Annotated in this window: 12 protein-coding genes; 4 read left to right on the top strand and 8 right to left on the bottom strand. The window is 46.2% G+C overall.

The features are described from left to right. Positions 1–7: 7 nt before the first annotated feature. Complete coding sequence (locus G5B30_RS11835) at positions 8–1,783, bottom strand: aminopeptidase P family protein (RefSeq protein ID WP_165320198.1); 1,776 nt, start codon at positions 1,781–1,783, stop codon at positions 8–10. 257 nt (positions 1,784–2,040) lie between these two features. Here G5B30_RS11835 and dacB point away from each other — a divergent pair, with 257 nt between their 5' ends. The 4 genes from dacB (at position 2,041) to sprA (ending at position 13,545) form a co-directional block, all read left to right on the top strand. Next, a complete protein-coding gene (gene dacB, locus G5B30_RS11830) occupies positions 2,041–3,456 on the top strand; it encodes a D-alanyl-D-alanine carboxypeptidase/D-alanyl-D-alanine-endopeptidase (RefSeq protein ID WP_165320197.1) in 1,416 nt (471 codons plus the stop codon). A gap of 101 nt (positions 3,457–3,557) precedes the next feature. Further along, on the top strand, positions 3,558–5,834 hold the full coding sequence (locus G5B30_RS11825) for an NADP-dependent malic enzyme (RefSeq protein WP_165320196.1): 2,277 nt from the start codon (positions 3,558–3,560) through the stop codon (positions 5,832–5,834). A gap of 11 nt (positions 5,835–5,845) precedes the next feature. Continuing rightward, the gene (gene ruvA, locus G5B30_RS11820; protein ID WP_165320195.1) at positions 5,846–6,430 is read left to right on the top strand and encodes a Holliday junction branch migration protein RuvA; all 585 of its coding nucleotides are present in this window, start codon (positions 5,846–5,848) and stop codon (positions 6,428–6,430) included. 104 nt (positions 6,431–6,534) lie between these two features. Next, positions 6,535–13,545 carry a cell surface protein SprA gene (gene sprA / locus G5B30_RS11815; protein WP_240903190.1) on the top strand — a complete coding sequence of 2,337 codons (7,011 nt, stop codon included), beginning with the start codon at positions 6,535–6,537 and terminating at the stop codon, positions 13,543–13,545. On the opposite strand, the gene G5B30_RS11810 is transcribed toward sprA, so the two are convergent. The 7 genes from G5B30_RS11810 to hisC all read right to left on the bottom strand — a co-directional run bounded on the left by G5B30_RS11810 (position 13,539) and on the right by hisC (position 19,571). Next, positions 13,539–14,438 (bottom strand): WD40 repeat domain-containing protein, encoded by a 900-nt coding sequence (locus G5B30_RS11810; RefSeq protein WP_165320194.1) that lies wholly within the window; start codon positions 14,436–14,438, stop codon positions 13,539–13,541. The two genes, sprA and G5B30_RS11810, sit on opposite strands and share 7 nt — an antisense overlap. 53 nt (positions 14,439–14,491) lie before the next feature. Then, positions 14,492–15,076: a bifunctional phosphoribosyl-AMP cyclohydrolase/phosphoribosyl-ATP diphosphatase HisIE gene (gene hisIE, locus G5B30_RS11805; RefSeq protein WP_165320193.1), complete on the bottom strand. Its 585-nt coding sequence runs from the start codon at positions 15,074–15,076 to the stop codon at positions 14,492–14,494. Between the two features lie 20 nt (positions 15,077–15,096). Further along, positions 15,097–15,849, bottom strand: coding sequence for an imidazole glycerol phosphate synthase subunit HisF (gene hisF, locus G5B30_RS11800; RefSeq protein WP_165320192.1), 753 nt, complete (start codon positions 15,847–15,849; stop codon positions 15,097–15,099). 14 nt (positions 15,850–15,863) lie between these two features. Then, positions 15,864–16,616: a HisA/HisF-related TIM barrel protein gene (locus G5B30_RS11795; RefSeq protein ID WP_165320191.1), complete on the bottom strand. Its 753-nt coding sequence runs from the start codon at positions 16,614–16,616 to the stop codon at positions 15,864–15,866. A gap of 48 nt (positions 16,617–16,664) precedes the next feature. After that, positions 16,665–17,261 (bottom strand): imidazole glycerol phosphate synthase subunit HisH, encoded by a 597-nt coding sequence (gene hisH, locus G5B30_RS11790; RefSeq protein ID WP_165320190.1) that lies wholly within the window; start codon positions 17,259–17,261, stop codon positions 16,665–16,667. 101 nt (positions 17,262–17,362) lie between these two features. Next, positions 17,363–18,493, bottom strand: coding sequence for a bifunctional histidinol-phosphatase/imidazoleglycerol-phosphate dehydratase HisB (hisB, locus tag G5B30_RS11785; protein ID WP_165320189.1), 1,131 nt, complete (start codon positions 18,491–18,493; stop codon positions 17,363–17,365). A 19-nt stretch (positions 18,494–18,512) separates the two neighbouring features. Further along, positions 18,513–19,571: a histidinol-phosphate transaminase gene (hisC, locus tag G5B30_RS11780; RefSeq protein WP_165320188.1), complete on the bottom strand. Its 1,059-nt coding sequence runs from the start codon at positions 19,569–19,571 to the stop codon at positions 18,513–18,515. Positions 19,572–19,573: the final 2 nt, after the last annotated feature.

The following is a 19,573-nucleotide window of genomic DNA, read 5'->3' as shown; positions in this document are numbered from 1 at the left end:
TCACCTCTTATATTGCTTTCGTCTTATCCCACAACCAATTTCTTTCCTCTTCGTTCAATCTCGGCGACAACTGATCATAGACCCATTGGTTATATCCGTTCAGCCAATCAATATGTGTCTGATCCAACAAATCCTTTTCCACCAAGTCCGTCGCTATGTAACATATGGTCAACGTCTCAAATGCCATGAAATCACCAAAAACGGAGCTCCCCTGTTTTCGGGACAACACCAGGTTTTCGATACGTATGCCATGTTTACCCTCCCGATAAAGACCCGGCTCTATCGAGGTAATCATCCCTTCTTCGATCGCGATATCGATATTGGAAGCATTAAAGACATGCGGCCCTTCATGCACATTCAGAAAGAAGCCTACCCCATGCCCCGTGCCATGTCCATAATTACGCAAGGTAGCCCATAACGGCCGACGGGTAATCGCATCAATCTGATATCCCCTTGTACCTTTTGGATAAATGGCCTGGCTTCCTTCAATGGTCCCTTTCAATACCAGTGTATAATCCTCCTTTTGCTCCTGCGTGATCTGCCCTAAAGAAATTACGCGCGTGATATCCGTCGTCCCCGTCCGGTATTGCCCCCCCGAATCGACCAATAGCAGTCCTTCCGGTCGGAGGCTATAATTGCTTTCCGGCGTCGCCGAATAATGGGGCAATGCACCATGATCCAAATAACCTGCAATCGTCGTAAAGCTCACGTCCACAAATCCCGGTTGTTCTTCCCGGAATCCCCGCAACTTCGCTGCAATGGACAACTCCGACATCTCCCCTGTACTCAGGTTATCTTCCAGCCATTTGAAGAATTTCGTCATCGCCAGCCCGTCATTAACCATCGTCTCCCGGATATGCGCAATCTCCACCTCATTTTTTATCGCCTTCAAGGAAGTAGAAGGGTTGATGTCTTCCACGATGCTCACCGTATTTGGGATATGATCATACACCGCAAAGCAGGTACGCTTCGGATCAATCAGAATAGAGCCGATGGCCAGATCCATGACAAAATCAAAAGCCTCTTCATAACCTTTTAGCTGCACACCAGCTGCCTGCAAGGTCTGCACCGCGGCCTGATCCAACTTCGACAAGTCAATAAATAAAACAGCCTCTTCTTTGGATACATAAGCGAAACTCAATACCACCGGGTTACAAGGCACATCCTGTCCACGGATATTCAATAGCCAGGCGACATCATCCAAAGTCGATATAAAATGCCCATCGACGCGGTTTTTCTTCAATGCCGCCCGTACCGCTGCTATCTTCGACGCGGTAGACTGCCCGGTAATCGCCTCCTCGAGTAAAAATGCTTTTACTTTCGGTAGCTCCGGGCGGTTTGTCCATATCTGTCCCAATACATCGACGTGCCCATCCACTTCGATACCCAAAGGGTCCAGTGTATCTTTTACAGTCTGCGCGACTGACAGTGAAGCGATATGACCATCAAAGGCCACCTTACTTCCAATATCCAGTTTTTCGCCCAGCCAGTTCGCGTATTCCGCTGCCCCTTGGACTTTCAACGGCACCAACTCAAAACCGGTGGCCGCCAACTGTGCCTTTGCCTGCACGAAGTACCTCGAATCCGTCCACAGCCCTGCAAAGTCCTGCGTGATGACCAAGGTACCTGCCGAGCCGGTAAAACCTGACGCCCAGGCGATACATTTATACCGTTCCGGTAAATATTCACTGATATGTGGATCTGATGAAGGAATGATATACGCGTCGATCGACTGCAACTGCATCGCTTTCCTTATCGCTGATAATCGCTCTCTATGTGACATAATCCATTAATTGAAAAACAATGCAAGTTAGTGAAATATTGGGCTATACAATTTTTTTTCGACAAAAAGGTTCGCATTTTCGCCAATATTCAAGGGGTGTAAAAAGCACGTTTACACATTCAGTGGTATGGTGTCGAACATAAAAGCTACATGATCTGTCGTAAAAGATAGATGTTTACCCAACACATAGCCCATCGAACAAACAAAATCATCAGAAAAATCATTAACTTTAGTCGATTTCTATAAATCCACTGACAATGAAGAAATACATTACTCTTTCTCTTCTTCTATTATCCGCTCAAATCTCTTTAAAAGCGCAAGACATCGCTACCCGGCTCAACGAAGCGTTCCTCACATTGACCAACCAACCTACGCTTCGACACGGCACAGCCGCTTTCCACGTCATCGACGGCCAGTCGGGCGCTGTCGTCTATGCCAAAAACAGCCATCTCGGGTTACCACCGGCTTCTACGTTAAAAACGATAACCTCGATCACCGCGCTGGATCTCCTCGGCCCCGACTATACCTATAAAACTACACTGTATTACACGGGCGACATCGATAGCCTGGGTATTTTACATGGCGATATCGTCGTTCAGGGATCCGGTGATCCAACTTTAGGCAGCAGCAGATTTGAAGGCTGTGATGAAAAAAGCCTATTGGAACAGTGGGCAACAGCTATTCAAACAGCAGGTATCACACAGGTAACAGGGCGGGTGATCGGTGATGATCGTCTCTACGATGGACACGAGGTACCGGGGGGATGGCCTTGGAACGACATAGGAAATTATTACGGTGCGGGTATCTCGGGCCTCAACTGGCGAGAGAATAAAGTAGGCGTTATCTTCCGAACGGGCAGCGTAAACAGTCCGGCACAGATTGCACAAACTTCTACCGATATTGCCTATCTGCAATTGATTAATACGGTCAAAGTAGGCCATACGGGAAGTGGGGACAAGGTATTTGCCTATACGGCTCCTTATCTGGACAAAATATATCTCAAAGGGACATTCGCACAGGGGCTAAAAAAAACAGTCGAAATAGCCCTTCCCGACCCAGCCTTCGATCTGGCATATCACCTTCGGGATTTTCTGACACAGACGGGCATTCCGGTTGTGGATACGGTGACGACAGGCCAGCGCTTGGTAGAAGCAGGTGCGGTCTTCCCGACAAAAAGTAAAGAACTCCATATCCACATATCGCCCAAATTGAGCGATATCATCTATCCCTTCAACCACAAGAGCATCAATCTCTACGGGGAAGCTTTATTGAAAAGTATCGCGCAGATGACAGGACAAAAAACCAACACGGCGGATGGCGTGGAGTACCTTAAAAAATATTGGACGCAGCGATTGGGCCTTGCGGAAGCGGAGATCAATGTGATCGACGGTTCGGGGCTATCGCCTCAAAACTTTGTGACAGCGGAAGCGATGGCCAAGATTATGCAGTATGCACGGTCAAGGCCTTGGTATACATCCTTTCAGCGCAGTCTCCCGACGATCAACCAAATGACCATGAAAAGTGGTACAATCCGGGGCACATTGGGGTATACGGGATACCAGACATCCAAGTCGGGCAAACAATACACTTTTGCCCTGCTCCTCTATAATTATTCCGGGAGCGCGACGGCCATGCGCCAGAAAATGTTTACCGTATTGAATAATCTGAAATAATTAACTTGCCTCTTTATGCAACGCGATTATAATTGCATATAAAAGCAAGTTTATCTAAGTTTGTACCCTTACTTGAAGTCTCAAAATAGCTTAAAATAAAAATGAGTAGTATCAACAGAAAAAAGGACGCTTTGGATTATCACGCGAAAGGGCGCCCGGGAAAAATCGCAGTTGTACCCACAAAACCTTATAATTCACAACGTGATCTCACGTTGGCCTATTCGCCAGGGGTTGCAGAACCCTGTCTGGCTATTGCTGAAAATATTGAAGATGCTTATAAATATACGGCTAAGGGCAACCTTGTCGCGGTCATCAGTAACGGTACGGCTGTACTGGGATTAGGTGATATCGGTGCACAGGCAGGAAAGCCGGTGATGGAGGGTAAAGGGCTGTTGTTTAAGATTTTTGCAGATATCGACGTTTTTGACATCGAGCTGGACACCAAAAATGTCGACGAGTTTATTACGATCGTCAAAGCCATGGAGCCGACGTTTGGTGGAATTAACCTGGAGGATATCAAAGCCCCTGAATGTTTTGAAATTGAGCGCCGTCTTAAGGAAGAGCTGAATATTCCGGTCATGCACGACGACCAGCATGGTACAGCGATTATTTCGGGTGCGGCATTGATCAATGCTTGTGCATTGCAAGACAAGGACATCGCCGATATCCGGATCGTGGTCAATGGCGCCGGCGCTGCAGCTATTTCGTGCACAGCGATGTATGTCTCGGTAGGGGCGAAAAAAGAAAATATCGTCATGCTGGACAGCAAGGGCGTCATCCGTAAAGACCGGGAGGAATTGCCGCCAACGAAAGCGGAATGGGCAACAGAGCTTGATCTGCATACCTTAGCGGATGCGGTCAACGGAGCTGATGTGTTTATTGGACTGTCAACAGCAGATGTCCTAACACCGGAAATGCTGAAAACCATGGCGGATAAGGCGATTGTGCTGGCAATGGCGAACCCGAATCCGGAAATTGATTACGACCTGGCGATGGCGACGCGTCCGGATATCATTATGGGTACAGGCCGCTCGGATTTCCCGAACCAGGTCAACAATGTACTGGGATTCCCTTATATCTTCCGTGGCGCATTGGATGTACGTGCCACAGCGATCAACGAAGAAATGAAAATTGCTGCGGTACATGCGATAGCGGAACTGGCAAAACAAACGGTACCGGAAGAAGTAAACCAAGCCTACAACACCAACAACTTGCGCTTTGGTCCGGAGTACGTGATTCCCAAACCTACCGACCCGCGTCTGATCACCGAGGTGTCTATGGCGGTGGCGAAAGCGGCTATCGAATCGGGCGTGGCCCGTAAAAAGATCGAAGACTGGGAAGGGTATCAAGAGGAGCTACAGAAAAGACTGGGCAAGGACGACCGCATCATCCGTCACCTGACAGCAGTCGCCAAAAATAACCCGAAGCGGGTGGTCTTTGCAGAAGCAGACAATTACAAGACATTGCGGGCGGCACAGATTGTCAAAGAGGAGGGTATCGCGGTTCCTATTCTTTTGGGTAATAAGGAAAAGATTGGGGAGCTGATGAACGAATACGCTTTTGAACTGGACAACGTGACGATCATCGATCCGTTGGAGGAACGAAAGACTGCACGCTTTGAGCAATATGTGGAACATCTCTTTCAAAAACGACAACGTCGAGGGGTATCCCGGCACGATGCCGTGAAGCTGATGACAAATCGCAATTATTTTGCCGCGAGCATGGTGGAGTTTGGAGATGCAGATACGTTGATCTCGGGCCTGACAAGAAACTATACGTCTGCAATAAGACCGGCATTACAGGTCATCGGTGCGAAGGAAGGAACCCGGCTGGCTGGTATGTACATGATGCTGAGCTCCAAAGGGCCTCTTTTCTTGGCTGACACGACGGTAAATACGGATCCGACAGCGGAAGAACTTGTCGATATTGCGGTATCGATCGAGAAGGCGGTCAAACGTTTTAATATCAAACCACGTATTGCGATGTTGTCGTATTCGAACTTTGGTTCAAACGATGGAATCACGTCTATTAAGGTACGGGAGGCGGTGAAAGTATTGCACCGCGAGTATCCGGAAATCGTCGTCGACGGAGAAGTGCAAGCAAACTTTGCGTTAAATAAGGAGCTTTTGGACAGCAACTTTCCGTTTAGCACGTTAAAAGGAGAGGCTGCAAATACCTTGATTTTTCCGAACCTTGAATCGGGTAACATTGCCTATAAACTGTTGCAGGAGGTCGGCAATGCGGAGGCTGTAGGACCTATTTTGATCGGTATGAACAAACCGGTACATGTGCTGCAGCTGGATAGCTCGGTCCGGGAGATCGTGAATATGGTCACCATCGCGGTGGTTGATGCGCAATCGCATGAAACAACGCTGTAAATCTGCTGCTTATGTATGATTATTTCTTCGGAAAATTAGTATCCAAAACCCCCACCCACGTCATATTGGAAGTAGGGGGTATTGGATACCATATCCATATTTCCTTGACCACATTCGCACAGATCAAAGAGATAGAGACCTGTAAACTTTACATATCTTTTCAGGTACGGGAAGATTCGCATACCTTATACGGTTTCTCCACCGAAGGGGAACGTCAGCTGTTTAATCACCTGATTTCTGTATCGGGTATCGGTCCGAACACGGGACGTATGATGCTCTCGTCGAGCTCTCCGGAAGAACTGCAATCGGCTATTATTAATGGGCAGGTGGCGCTGATACAGAAGATTAAGGGTATTGGGCCGAAGACCGCACAGCGGGTTATTCTGGAGTTGCAGGATAAATTGAAAAAGCAAGGAAGTGATTCACTCTTGGCTATACCGGACACCAAACAAACCGTCCCGGAAGAAGCATCGTCAGCGTTGATTATGCTTGGTTTCTCCAAAAATCAGGTGGAGAAGGTCCTATCGGGTATTGTACAGGCAGACAGCACGCTTACAGTCGAAGGGATGATTAAAGCTGCACTAAAAAAATTGTAGCCAACACGCTACTTCCACTTTTGTTTTATTACGGAAAATGACGGATATTTGTCACAAAATCAGCTGGGGAATAATTTTTTGAGCAATCGTTAGTCTAAATATTTTTGAAGAATCTTGGCCCAATATATCTGTGCTTTCTGTTTATCTGCTTTGCGAAATCAGATGCTTTTGGCCAATATCTTCCTAGCGCTCCTACTGCAAAAAAGGATTCGCTGACGCTTCCGTACCATTTTAACGACCAGCCTTTCCTCCAGCTTCCGAAATCATACGATCCTTTTACCCTCCCCTATCCGACAAATATACAACGTGAAATTATTTTTGATCCGGGTACGAATCAATATATCATCCGTGACAAATTAGGTTCTCAACTATACAGACCTCCGGTATACTTGTCGCTCGACGACTATAAAGATTTTGAGTTCAAAAGGCGGCAGAAGAACTATTGGGAGGAGCTGGCGGAAAAAGAATTGGCGGAAGAGCGGCGGCGGCGGCTTTTTCCTTTGATAGAAATTAACAGTCCGACCTTTGAAAAGATTTTTGGCGGAAACACCATCGATATCATCCCCCGCGGATCTGCGGATATTACCCTCATGGGACAATATAACACGAATGCAAATCCGCTGTTCGACGAGCGGCAACGAAAACAATGGGGATTTGATTTTGATCAAAATGTCAACCTCAACATGTTGGGTAAGATCGGAGAAAATGTCAGACTGAACGCCAACTTCAATTCCCAGGCGCAATTCGGGTTTGAAAATCAAATCCGGTTTGACTACGTCGCTAAAGACGATGATATCCTGCGTCGACTGGAGATCGGGAATGTGAATATGGCGTTGAATTCGACATTAATACAAGGGTCGGAATCACTTTTCGGCATCAAAGCACAACTTCAATTTGGCAAGCTGATGTTTACGGGGCTGCTATCACAGCAGCGATCGGATCAAAAGCAGATCACGATTACCAATGGATCCCGGGAAAGTGAGTTCAGCATTGAGCTGGACAATTACGAAGCCAATCAACACTTTTTTCTGGGCCAATATTTCAGGGATACGTACAATCAGGCGCTGGCGATGGCACCGGTCATCAACAGCTCGGTCAACATCACCCAGATCGAGGTGTGGATGAGTAACCGCTCCAATTCGTATGAGGATGCCCGCGATGTGCTGGCACTGATGGATCTGGGTGAATATCAGCCCTATTATAGTACCATCAATAGTGGTTCGTCGCGATTGCCGTCAACAGGTATTCCCGGCGAAATCGGGCCTGCGCTTTCCAACGACTTACTCACACAGCTGGGCGAGCAGGGACGGGAGTCTAATGGTGTGTTTGTGCAGAATTTCTTCTCCGGGGGAAGTGCCAGCCCCAATGACCATTATGCAAAACTGACCTACGCCCGCAAGCTGGTGGAAGGTCGGGACTATGTTGTCAACAGGCGATTGGGTTACATCTCGCTGGTCTATCCGCTTTATCAGGATCAGGTACTGTCAGTGGCCTATAGGTATATTGCTAACGGAAGGGAATATCAGGTGGGGGAATTTAGCACCGATATTCCGGTGACACCATCGGATCCGAAGATGCTGTACACCAAACTTTTAAAAAACGAGACACTCAAGACCAACCTGCCGATATGGGATCTGATGATGAAAAACATCTATTCCTTAAATGCATCCAATATTTCAGACAATAATTTCTTTCTTCAGCTTTACCGCACGGAAGACGAGACGGGAACAGAGCGCCCGATGCTGTATGAAGGAAGTCGTACAGCGGACAAAAGCTGGCTGGAGCTCACCGGACTGGATCGGATTAACCAAAATCAGGCGATAGGGTCCGACGGACTTTTTGATTTTCTTCCGGATATTACGATCGAAACCCAGCGTGGAAAATTGATTTTCCCGGTTGTCGAACCTTTCGGCGAAGATCTGGCGGGTCAATTTGCCAGTGGGGAAACGGCGCTAATCGAGAAATACACTTTTCCGGAGTTGTACACTCATACGCAGGCGGATGCCCAGCAAAAATTCCCCAATAAAAACCGATATCGGCTTCAGGGGCGATATAGTTCCAGCTCAGGAACAGAATTTCAGCTGGGTATTATCAACCCGCGCCCAAACTCCATCAAAGTCATGGCGGGAGGTATGGTGCTGCAGGAAGGAACAGACTATAGTATTGATTATACCATTGGCAACCTCCGTATCTTAAATCCGGCACTCGTGATGTCGGGGCAGCCCATTACGATATCTATCGAAGATGAAACACTCTTCGGCCTACAACAGAAGTCATTGATCGGAGGTCGATTCGACTATATGGCCAATAAAAACCTGTTTGTCGGTGCCACGGTCATGAAGCTGACCGAAAAGCCGCTATCGGAAAAGGTAAGTATCGGGCAGGAACCGATCTCGAATACGATGTTAGGTGCGGATATTACCTACAATGCACCGTCGCGTTGGCTGACCCGCATGGTGGATAAGCTCCCCTTCCTCAGTACAAAAGAAGAGTCCAACATCAGCTTCTACGGTGAATTTGCCCAGCTGATTCCAGGACACCCCAGAGGGTTAAATACAGCCAATAGCAATACGGGCACGACCTACATCGACAATTTTGAATACAGCGTCTCTTACATTGATATTAAAGGTTATCAAAACTGGCAAATTTCGGGTACACCCCGGCTGTTCTCTGAGTCGCAGCTGAGTGACGATCTGCGTTACGGTTACAATCGGGCACATCTTGCTTTCTACAATATTGACCCGGTATTCTACCAGAATACGGACCTCAACCCCCGCGTGGATATGAAGTTCCTGCTGGACCATCGGACACGCAAAGTGACCGAAAAGGAAATATTTCCCTTCCGGGAAATAAAGACAGGTGGGGATGCATTCTTACCGACACTCGATCTGGCTTATTACCCCATGCTTCGCGGCCCCTACAACTATACCACAGATGTCAATGCAGACGGTACGCTGGTCAACCCCAAAGACCGCTGGGGCGGTATCGTACGTAAAATCGATCAGACGGATTTCGAGGCACAGAATATTGAATTCCTGGAAATGTGGATGATGGATCCTACACTGACGAACCCCAACAAGGAAGGGGGCGATATCTATATCAATATCGGTAATATTTCGGAAGACATCCTGAAAGATGGACGTAAGTCGTTGGAAAATGGCTTATCGCCGACAGGGGATAAATCTAATGTCGATCAAACGGCCTGGGGATACGTCATCAAAAACCAACCGGTGGTGCAGGCTTTCGAAAATAGTGACGCTAGCCGCCTCTATCAGGATGTCGGGCTGGATGGGCTGACGAACGAAGAAGAACGCTCTTTTCACACTACTTTTCTGGCACAAATGCAGGGTATTTTAAACCCAGGTGCCTATGGGAAATTGAGTACAGATCCTTCTTCGGATGATTATGTATACTTCCGCGGTAATCATTTCGACCGTAACGTCGGTATATTGGAACGTTACCAACATTATAACGGAACCCAGGGAAATACACGGACAAGCAACCAATCGCGGGAGGATTTCGGTGTCGAAAATTCGGCAAATACACTGAGCCCCGATGGAGAGGACATCAACCGGGACAATTCGATGAATGAGGTGGATGAATATTACGAATATAAGTTGTCTATCCGGCCGGAGGATATGGTTGTCGGGCAGAATTTTATCGTTGATGAGGTGAATACACGGGCGAATGTCAATGGTACGTATCTGGACACGAAGTGGTATAAAATCCGTATCCCACTGAGTGCGTATGACAACCGGGAAGGAAATATACAAGATTTTAAGTCCATCCGCTTTGTCCGCATGTTTATGACCAATTTTGCAGATACGTCGGTTGTCCGTTTCGGACGGCTGCAATTCGTTCGTGGAGACTGGCGCCGGTACAATAGCGAGCAAGTGGCCGACAAGGTGATAGCAGACCCTGATCTGGGTGTGGTGGTGCCGGATGATGGATCGACCTTTAATGTGGCCAATGTGAGCATCGAGGAGAATGGAAAGCGAGACCCTATCCCCTATGTCGTCCCTCCGGGCATCAACAGGCAGATCGATATCGCCAACAACAATATGAATGTACAGCTCAACGAGCAAGCCATGAGTATTGATGTGCAAAAACTAAAGGACGGTTATGGACGGGCAGCATTTAAGACAGCTGCACACGATTTCCGACCGTATGGAAGATTAGAGATGTTCATCCATGCGGAAGGGGAATACCTCAACAACGGGGATGTACGGGCGTTTATCCGTGTGGGTACGGACGACAAGAATAATTATTACGAATACGATATGCCTTTGCGGATCACGCCATACGGCACGTCCTCCCCGGATCTGATCTGGCCGGAGGAAAACCGTATGAATATTCGCATACAGCTGTTCCAGGATGCGAAGTTGGCCCGTGAAAATGCGACCTTATCGGGACAGCCTTGGCCGTTGAACATCCCTTTTGAATATATGGATGGTGACAACCGCATCACGATTGTAGGTACGCCGGATATATCGAAGGTGCGGTATTATATGATCGGTGTGCGAAATCCGCTGCAGGGATCTTCGACAAGCAACAGTACGGACAACGGATCGGATATCAGTGGTGAATTCTGGTTTAACGAACTGCGGCTGACGGACTTTGATGATAAGGGAGGATGGGCGGCAACAGCCCGGCTGGATATGAAGCTGGCGGACTTTGCGAATGTAGCGATCTCGGGCACGAAGTCGACCATAGGTTTCGGCGCACTGTCGCAACGTATAGGGGAACGAGAACGGGCGGACAACATGTTCTTTGATATTACGACCAATGCGGAACTGGGTAAATTTTTTCATCCCCGTCATGGCATTGTGATACCGTTTTACTTCAACTATTCCAATAAAACAGCGACGCCTGAATATAATCCTTACGCACCGGATATTCGTTTGGACGATGCACTGGAGCATATGTCACAGCGCCAACGGGATTCTTTACTGCGGATGGCGCAGGATTACACCACCCGGCGGTCGTTCAGCTTCAACAATGTGCGCAAGATCAAAATGGATAATGAAAGCCCATTGAGACCGTGGAACATCGAAAACTTTAGTCTTTCGTATGCGTTTAATGAATATTATCATCGGGATTTTAACACGGCAACGTCACTGCAAAAAAACTACCGCGGTTTGTTGGATTATACGTTCAGCAATCCATCGAGCAGGTTTTTTGAGCCTTTCAAGAAGATCAAATCCAAGCATCTGGACATTATCAAGGATTTCAACTTCAACCTGATGCCTTCGTTGCTGAATTTCCGCATGGAGGTAAACCGGGTATACAACGAAAATACATTCCGCGACAACTCTACGAATAATGTACTGCCCACGTACTACAACAAGAATTTCAATATGAGCCGTATTTATGGTATCAGTTGGGATCTGACAAAGTCATTACGGTTGGATTTTAATGCAACGAATTATTCGATTATCGATGAGCCGGAGGGTCGGCTGGACGGTATAAAGCGGGATACGCTCTGGAGCAACTTCTGGAAAATGGGACGTACGACGGACTATAGCCACATGATGAATATCACGTACAACCTGCCGATCAAGAAAATCCCGTATCTGGAATGGGTGGATGTCACCGCGCGATATGGCACGCAGTTCAATTGGCAAAGTGAACCTTTACTGTCGTTACAGGACGATAATATTGACTTGGGGAATAGCATTCTCAATAACCGTACTATTCAGATCAATCCGACGCTCAATTTTACTGCCCTCTATAACAAGTTCCGGTTCTTGCGACAGAACTCGGGCCGGGGAGCAAAAGGCACGACAGGTTTTCTGGTGGGTCTGTTGACTTCCGTGCGCCAAATAAATGCGGCCTACACACGATTGGAAGGGACCTTTTTACCGGGATATTCGCCAAAGAGCAATATATTGGGCTACGATTTTAACGCGAATGCACCGGGTTGGGGTTTTCTCTTCGGGAGTCAGGAAGATATATTGATGAAAGCCGCCAACAACGGTTGGCTATCGGGCGATCCGATGCAGACGAATATGTATACGAAGACGTATGCGGAGAACTTATCGGCAACCGCAAATCTGGAACCTATTAAGGGGCTGCGTATTAACCTTTCGTCTACGCGGGTGGACAATTACAACTATTCTTCTACGATGGAATTCAATCCGGTAACCAAGAAGTTGGAAAGTACGACGCCCTACACTACGGGTAACTATACCATCTCACAGATCGCCATCCGTACGTCCTTTAAGAACAGCGACGAACTGTTCCGCAAGTTTGAGGAAAACAGTATGCTGGTGTCTCAGGAATTGGGGCTGCAGACGGGACAGGGTGCGACATCAGCTTATGCGGATGGGTTTGGCAAAGCCCAACAGGATGTGGTGGTAAATGCGTTCTTAGCGACTTATCTGGGGCAGGATATTACGGAGACCAAACTCAACAACCAACCCCGCATACCGTTGCCGAACTGGCGTATAACTTTTAATGGGTTGAGTGCACTACTCGGTCTGGAAGATATCATATCTTCCATTGACCTGAACCATTCGTACCAGTCGCAATATGTTGTCGGCGGATATACGTCGGTATTGCGTTATCAGGAGATGGACGGTATACCGACAGAGAAAGATGTCAATGAAAACTTCCTACCCAAAAACCAATACAGTCAGATTACATTGGTCGATCGCTTTGTACCGTTGATCGGGGTGGATGTGCGGCTACCGAATAATATGTCGTTTAATTCGGAATACCGGAAAACACGGGATATGAACCTGAGCCTTCAAAACAGTCAGATGGCGATGATGGCGGAGGAGTCGATTGTTTTTGGGTTAGGGTACCGCAAGGCAAATGTACGCCTCCCATTTGGGTTGTTTGAAGATCGCAAATGGACCAATGATGTCAACTTTAAAGTGGATTTCTCACTTAACGACCGGAAAACGGTGGTATATCGATCCGATATCAATCAGGCGGAGGTTTCCGGCGGGAACAAAAATATCTCGTTCAGCCCCTCATTGGATTATACCATTAACCAGTATTACAATTTGCGGTTGTTTTATAATTCGAATGCGGTTCGGCCATACACATCGCAGAACTATGCGACTTCCTACACGTATTTTGGGTTCAATCTCCGGATTATGTTTCAGTAACTAAGCCGCCAAACTTTTATCATCTTGTCATCGCCGGCTGTAGCCAATAGACCTAATTGATGATGATAGGCTTGGCTATTGATGGAAAGGAAATGGGAATCGATGCCTTTGTCCCGGGAAACATTCTTTTGCAATTTAAGATCCTGATTCCAGATTTTGATGGTCTTATCACGGCTTACAGTCGAAAAGTAGGAGCTGTTATCCAAATTTAAAATACCATAGACGGTGAACATATGCGGCGTAATACCGGCTTGTACTTCTAAACTTGGATAGGAAAGCTTGTACATCTTGGCATCCCGCGCTCCACTAAACAAGCTTCCGTGCATAAAGCACAGACTGGTGATTGCTTTCTCATGTATCTGTTTCGTAGCCACTGGATGATAGTCCTCCGTATTGCTGATATGCACAAAACCATTCTTATCGCCGAATGCCAAGTATTGTGCATCCTCATCCATAGCGATGACCCGCACCGTCGTATCTGAAATTTTGAAGGTGTACAACAATTCAAAATTCCCCAAGCTCCATATATAAGCCCTGCCTTCCTCCCCTACAGCAATAAGTTCTTGCTTCGCGGGCAATGATTTGACGGAAAAGACAGCACCGGAATCTACTTTCAACTTCGCCTGCAAGGTTTGTTGGACAGTATCTACGATATAGATTTCACCAGAGCGCATACCCACAGCAAGGAGGTTCGTATCCGGAATAACATGAAGTGCGTAAACCGAACTCGGTACGGCACACAGTATCCTTCGAAACTTCAGCGTATTCCAATCCCATTCCACAACGCCCTTATCATTACCGGCAGAATACAGAATCCGGTTTGCCTCGTCACTCGCTAATATGTAAATAGGATTTTGATGTCCTGTTAACGTATCTTGTAATACGATATCCATGATTTCCCCCTTCGTTTGTTAAGGGACTGTGCCTGACAGTCCGGTTAATAAAACTATTGGTGGCGGCTTTCGAGATTTTTGGCTATGCGTTCTAAAGGAACCCCTTTCTCTTTTAAAAGCACCAATAGGTGAAAAAATAAGTCAGACGTCTCGTCTATAAATTCTTGTTCGGACTGTGCTAAAGCTGCGATAACGGTCTCCACAGCCTCTTCGCCTACCTTTTGCGCAATTTTATTCAGTCCTCTATTTCGCAATCTGTTGACATAAGATTCTTCTGTAGGATGAGTATACCGATTGCCGATAATGCGCTCCAATTGCAGCAAAAAGTTTTGATTAAAATCGGTGCGGAAACAACTTCTGGATCCGGTGTGGCAGGTAGGGCCTTCCGGTTGTACTTGTATAAGTAGTGTATCCTGGTCACAATCAATATGATAGCGCACGACATGCAGAAAATTACCGCTCTCTTCACCTTTGGTCCACAACCTATCCTTGCTGCGCGAAAAGAAGGTCACCTTTTTTTCTGCCTGAGTTTTCTGCCAAGCCTCCTCGTTCATATAACCCAACATCAACACTTCCAATGTCTGGGCGTCTTGAATGATTACGGGAACTAAGCCGTCTCCTTTTGCAAAATCTATCATTATTTCAATATTTTATTATATTACCGTACGACAATGCCCTCGGCCTTCAATGTTTCTTTTAATTCCGGTATCAAGATTTCTCCATAATGGAATACTGACGCTGCCAATGCCGCATCAACATTACTTTGTTGAAAGACGTCCACAAAATGCTGTGAATTGCCGGCGCCTCCAGAGGCTATTAACGGAATATGAAGCTGCTCATTAATCTTCTTCAACAAAGCATTATCAAAACCATTCTTGGTGCCGTCATGATCCATAGATGTCAACAGGATTTCGCCTGCTCCTCGGTCTTCAGCTTCTCTAATCCAATGTTCGGTTTCGATCTCCGTCTTGTCCCGTCCGCCTCTCAAGTGTACATAATTCCTTCCGTCAATAAGACGCGTATCCACGGCGACGACGACAAATTGTGTCCCGAAGGCCCGCGCGAGGTCATCAATAAGCTGTGGATTGCGTACTGCTGCCGAATTGATGGATATTTTATCCGCACCACTGTTTAGCAAAATATCGGCGTCCGCCAATTCGTTAATTCCTCCGCCGATCGTGAACGGAATATTGACCTGCCGCGCGACAGCTTTAACCAGCTCTATGGTCGTTTTGCGCTTTTCATGCGTGGCTGTGATATCCAGGAAAACGAGTTCATCTGCCCCTTGCTCGGAATACTGCCACGCCAGTTCTACCGGATCTCCGGCGTCCCGTAAATCAACAAAATTGACCCCCTTGACGGTCCGTCCATCTTTAACATCTAAACAAGGAATAATACGCTTTGCCAACATGTTATAAGCTTAAGCTAAAATTTAATCAAAGACTTGAGATTCCAATCTTTGATTTCTTCGATCGTGATTTTATTCTCATAAATAGCTTTGCCGACTACACAAGACTCCATTCGGCCTAAATCATTCAATGCTTCGATATCCTGCATAGAGCTAATACCTCCCGAACCGATCAATTTGATAATCGGTGAATGATCGAGTAACTTTTGATAGAGCTCAACGCCGGCACCGCCCAACTTGCCATCTTTACTGATATCTGTACATAGAAAGCGATAGAATCCTAAAGAGAGACATTTGTCGATATATTCGATCAGTTTGATCGGTGAGCTTTCTAACCAACCTGAATATTTAATAACCTCATCCAATACATCGATGGCAATGACAATATGGTCCGCATATTTAACCCGACCTTCGTTGAGCTGACTCAATTCTTCCAAAAAAGTAGGATTGGTGATCGCTTGCGTACCTACGATCACGCGATATATACCTGCATCAATCAACTCTTTCACTTTCTCAATACTACGGACACCTCCTCCATACTGGACTTTCATTTCGGTACGACGTACGATATCGAAAAGATAAGATTGATTCGAAAAATCACCTTTGGCACCATTCAAATCGATAACATGAACCAACTCAGTACCATTGGCATGGTATTTTTCAATCTGTTCCTCCAATGAAATAGGGTAAGTCGTCACATCGTCGTAAGAACCTTCCCGAAGACGGACAACCTTTTGGTCTAAAACATCAATTGCTGGAATAATATACATGATACGTGTTTAAAATGTCAAAGTTAAAAAATTAAAATTATCTATAGCTTAAAGTACTATGCTCGAAAAATTCAATAATAATTGTTCTCCATACTTCCCGGACTTTTCGGGGTGAAATTGTACACCGAAAAAATTATCCTTTTGTAAGGACGCTGAAAAAGTAAGACCGTACGTACACTGTGCCAAGGTGTAGGCAGTGTCGAACTCTATAAAATAAGAATGGACGAAGTAAAAGTAAGCATTATCGGCAATATCGCGGAATAAGGGGTGGCTGTTTTCGACATGTATGCTATTCCAACCCATATGCGGCACCTTATTGTCTATACGTTTATCGAAATGTAACGTTTTTAAGGGAACAATGGACAATAGGTCTGCTTCTCCCTCCTCCGAAAAAGCAGTCAGTAGTTGCATACCTACACATATTCCCAATACAGGTTTATCCAGTGCTAATATGGTTTCCACCAAACCGGTGTCCCGGAGTTTGTGCATGGCCGCACCCGCATGGCCTACTCCCGGTATAATAATACGATCATACCGATCAAACTCTTCCTTCCGGTTGATCATGCCGTATTGCACGTGAATACGGTCTAATGCTGCCGTTAGGGAAAATATGTTTCCTGCTCCGTAATTGACTATTCCTATCATTGTTTTTAGTATTGCGTAGTACGTATTGCGTATTGAGATCACTCATCTCATATCGCACATCGCAATATCTGCCTACCGCAGGCAGGCGCATATCGTACTTCTTATAACACTCCCTTCGTACTGGGCAATTGCATATTATCTGCATCTCTTCGCACCGCCTTCTTAATCGATTTTGCAAATGCCTTAAAAATGGCTTCGATTTTATGGTGTTCGTTATCGCCCTCTGCTTTGATATTCAGATTTGATTTAGAGCCATCAGAAAAGGATTTAAAGAAATGAAAAAACATCTCAGTCGGCATATCGCCGATTTTTTCCCGAAGGAATTCAGCTTGCCAAACAATCCAGTTACGACCGCCGAAATCAAGTGCTACCTGTGCCAGACAATCGTCCATCGGTAACGTGTAAGCATACCTTTCTATACCACGTTTATCGCCAAGTACCTTTAAAAATAATTCACCCAACGCGATTCCCGTATCTTCAATAGTATGGTGTTCGTCGATATGAAGGTCTCCCTTTACTTTAACCGTTAGGTCAACGGCACCATGTCGCGCAATCTGATCTAACATATGATCAAAGAATGGCAATCCTGTATCGATATCTGCCTTGCCCGAACCATCCAGATTGATCTTAATATAGATATCCGTTTCATTCGTTTTACGATGATGTTCACCCGTCCGTGTGCCCAACTTCAAGAATTCATAGATGGCCTTCCAGTCTGCAGTTTCCAATGCAACTGATTCCTCCGCAATCTCCACATTCTCGTGTTTCCCGAGATCATCGTTATTGCGAAGCCATATCGCCCGTGCACCAAGGTTTTGTGCTAATTTTACGTCATTCACACGATCACCGATAACAAAAGACTCCTTGAGATTGTAAACTTTCTCATCAAAATATTCGGTCAACAGTCCTACGCCCGGTTTGCGGGTAACGGCATTCTCATGTGGAAAGGTCCGGTCGATATGCTCTTTAACAAAAGTCACACCTTCCCCTTTAAAGGTGTCTACGATAAAATGATGAACAGGCCAAAAGTTGGCTTCGGGATGGGAATCTGTACCTAACCCATCTTGGTTAGACACCAAGACCAGCTCAAAATCCAGCTCCCGAGCAATTTTGGGTAGATACTGTAACGCGCCGGGGTAAAACTTAAGCTTTGCAAATGAATCGATCTGCTCATCTTCAGGCTCGAGAATAAGCGTACCATCACGGTCAATAAATAAAAGTCTTTTCAGCATATCTGTCCTAAACAATAGATTATTTATAAAATTGCCGCACTGCAGCTAATAGTGTTTTATTCTCCGCAGGAGTTCCCACGGTAATCCGCAGACTTCCCTCGCAAAGCTCTATTTTTGAGCGATCCCGTACGATAATTCCTTCGTTCGTTAGAAAAATGTATAATCCACGTGGATCTTCCAATTTAACGAGTATAAAATTAGCATCTGATGGCGTGATATGGGCCACTTGCGCAAGGGTTGACAGCTCCTTATGCAACCTTTCGCGTTCATTTACAGTTTCCTTGATCCAGGTATTGACCGCATCAACATTGTTCAGCGCCTCCAACACCAGGTCCTGCGTGGCCTGATTGATATTATAAGGCGGTTTAATTTTGTTGAGTACGGCTATAATATCGGTACTCGCAAAGGCCATTCCTAAGCGTAGCGCCGCAAGTCCCCAAGCCTTGGATAAAGTCTGTAAAACGACCAGATTGGGAAATTCGGCTAATTCGTACGTAAAAGATTTATATTTCGAAAAATTGATATAGGCCTCATCGATGACGACAATGCCATCAAAATTTGCAAGGATGGTCTCTATATCTTGTCGCCGAATGCTATTCCCGGTCGGGTTATTCGGTGAGCAGATAAATAGTAATTTTGTATGCCCATCAATAGCTCCGGCTATTGCATCCAGATCCAATTGATAATCGGGGGTAAGGTTTACTTTCCGGACTTCGACGTCATTGATATTGGCCGACACTTCATACATTCCATATGTCGGTGGCACCAAAATGACGTTATCTACGCCGGGGTTGCAAAAAGCACGAAACAGGATATCGATCGCTTCATCGCTACCATTCCCCAAGAAGATATTTTCTGCCGGAACGCCTTTTATCTCCGAAAGCTTAACCTTTACTTTCTTTTGCAACGGATCAGGATATCTGTTGTATGCATGATCTAACGGGGAACCAAAGGCGTTTTCATTCGCATCCAGAAATACCGAGCCTTCTCCTTTGAATTCGTCTCTGGCCGAGGAGTAAGGAACCAAGCCGCGGATATTAGCTCGTAATAAACTGTTTAGATCAAAAGATGTGTTCATGA

The organism is Sphingobacterium sp. SGG-5, assembly GCF_011043525.1.
GTDB lineage: Bacteria > Bacteroidota > Bacteroidia > Sphingobacteriales > Sphingobacteriaceae > Sphingobacterium.
This window is presented reverse-complemented; position numbering and strand designations above follow the sequence as displayed.

Coding starts and splice junctions, on each gene's coding strand:
- hisB (WP_165320189.1), bottom strand. CDS start 18,493: ATGCTGAAAAGACTTTTATTTATTGACCGTGATGGTACGCTTATTCTC.
- ruvA (WP_165320195.1), top strand. CDS start 5,846: ATGTATGATTATTTCTTCGGAAAATTAGTATCCAAAACCCCCACCCAC.
- G5B30_RS11825 (WP_165320196.1), top strand. CDS start 3,558: ATGAGTAGTATCAACAGAAAAAAGGACGCTTTGGATTATCACGCGAAA.
- dacB (WP_165320197.1), top strand. CDS start 2,041: ATGAAGAAATACATTACTCTTTCTCTTCTTCTATTATCCGCTCAAATC.
- G5B30_RS11795 (WP_165320191.1), bottom strand. CDS start 16,616: ATGTATATTATTCCAGCAATTGATGTTTTAGACCAAAAGGTTGTCCGT.
- hisC (WP_165320188.1), bottom strand. CDS start 19,571: ATGAACACATCTTTTGATCTAAACAGTTTATTACGAGCTAATATCCGC.
- hisF (WP_165320192.1), bottom strand. CDS start 15,849: ATGTTGGCAAAGCGTATTATTCCTTGTTTAGATGTTAAAGATGGACGG.
- hisIE (WP_165320193.1), bottom strand. CDS start 15,076: ATGATAGATTTTGCAAAAGGAGACGGCTTAGTTCCCGTAATCATTCAA.
- hisH (WP_165320190.1), bottom strand. CDS start 17,261: ATGATAGGAATAGTCAATTACGGAGCAGGAAACATATTTTCCCTAACG.
- G5B30_RS11810 (WP_165320194.1), bottom strand. CDS start 14,438: ATGGATATCGTATTACAAGATACGTTAACAGGACATCAAAATCCTATT.
- G5B30_RS11835 (WP_165320198.1), bottom strand. CDS start 1,783: ATGTCACATAGAGAGCGATTATCAGCGATAAGGAAAGCGATGCAGTTG.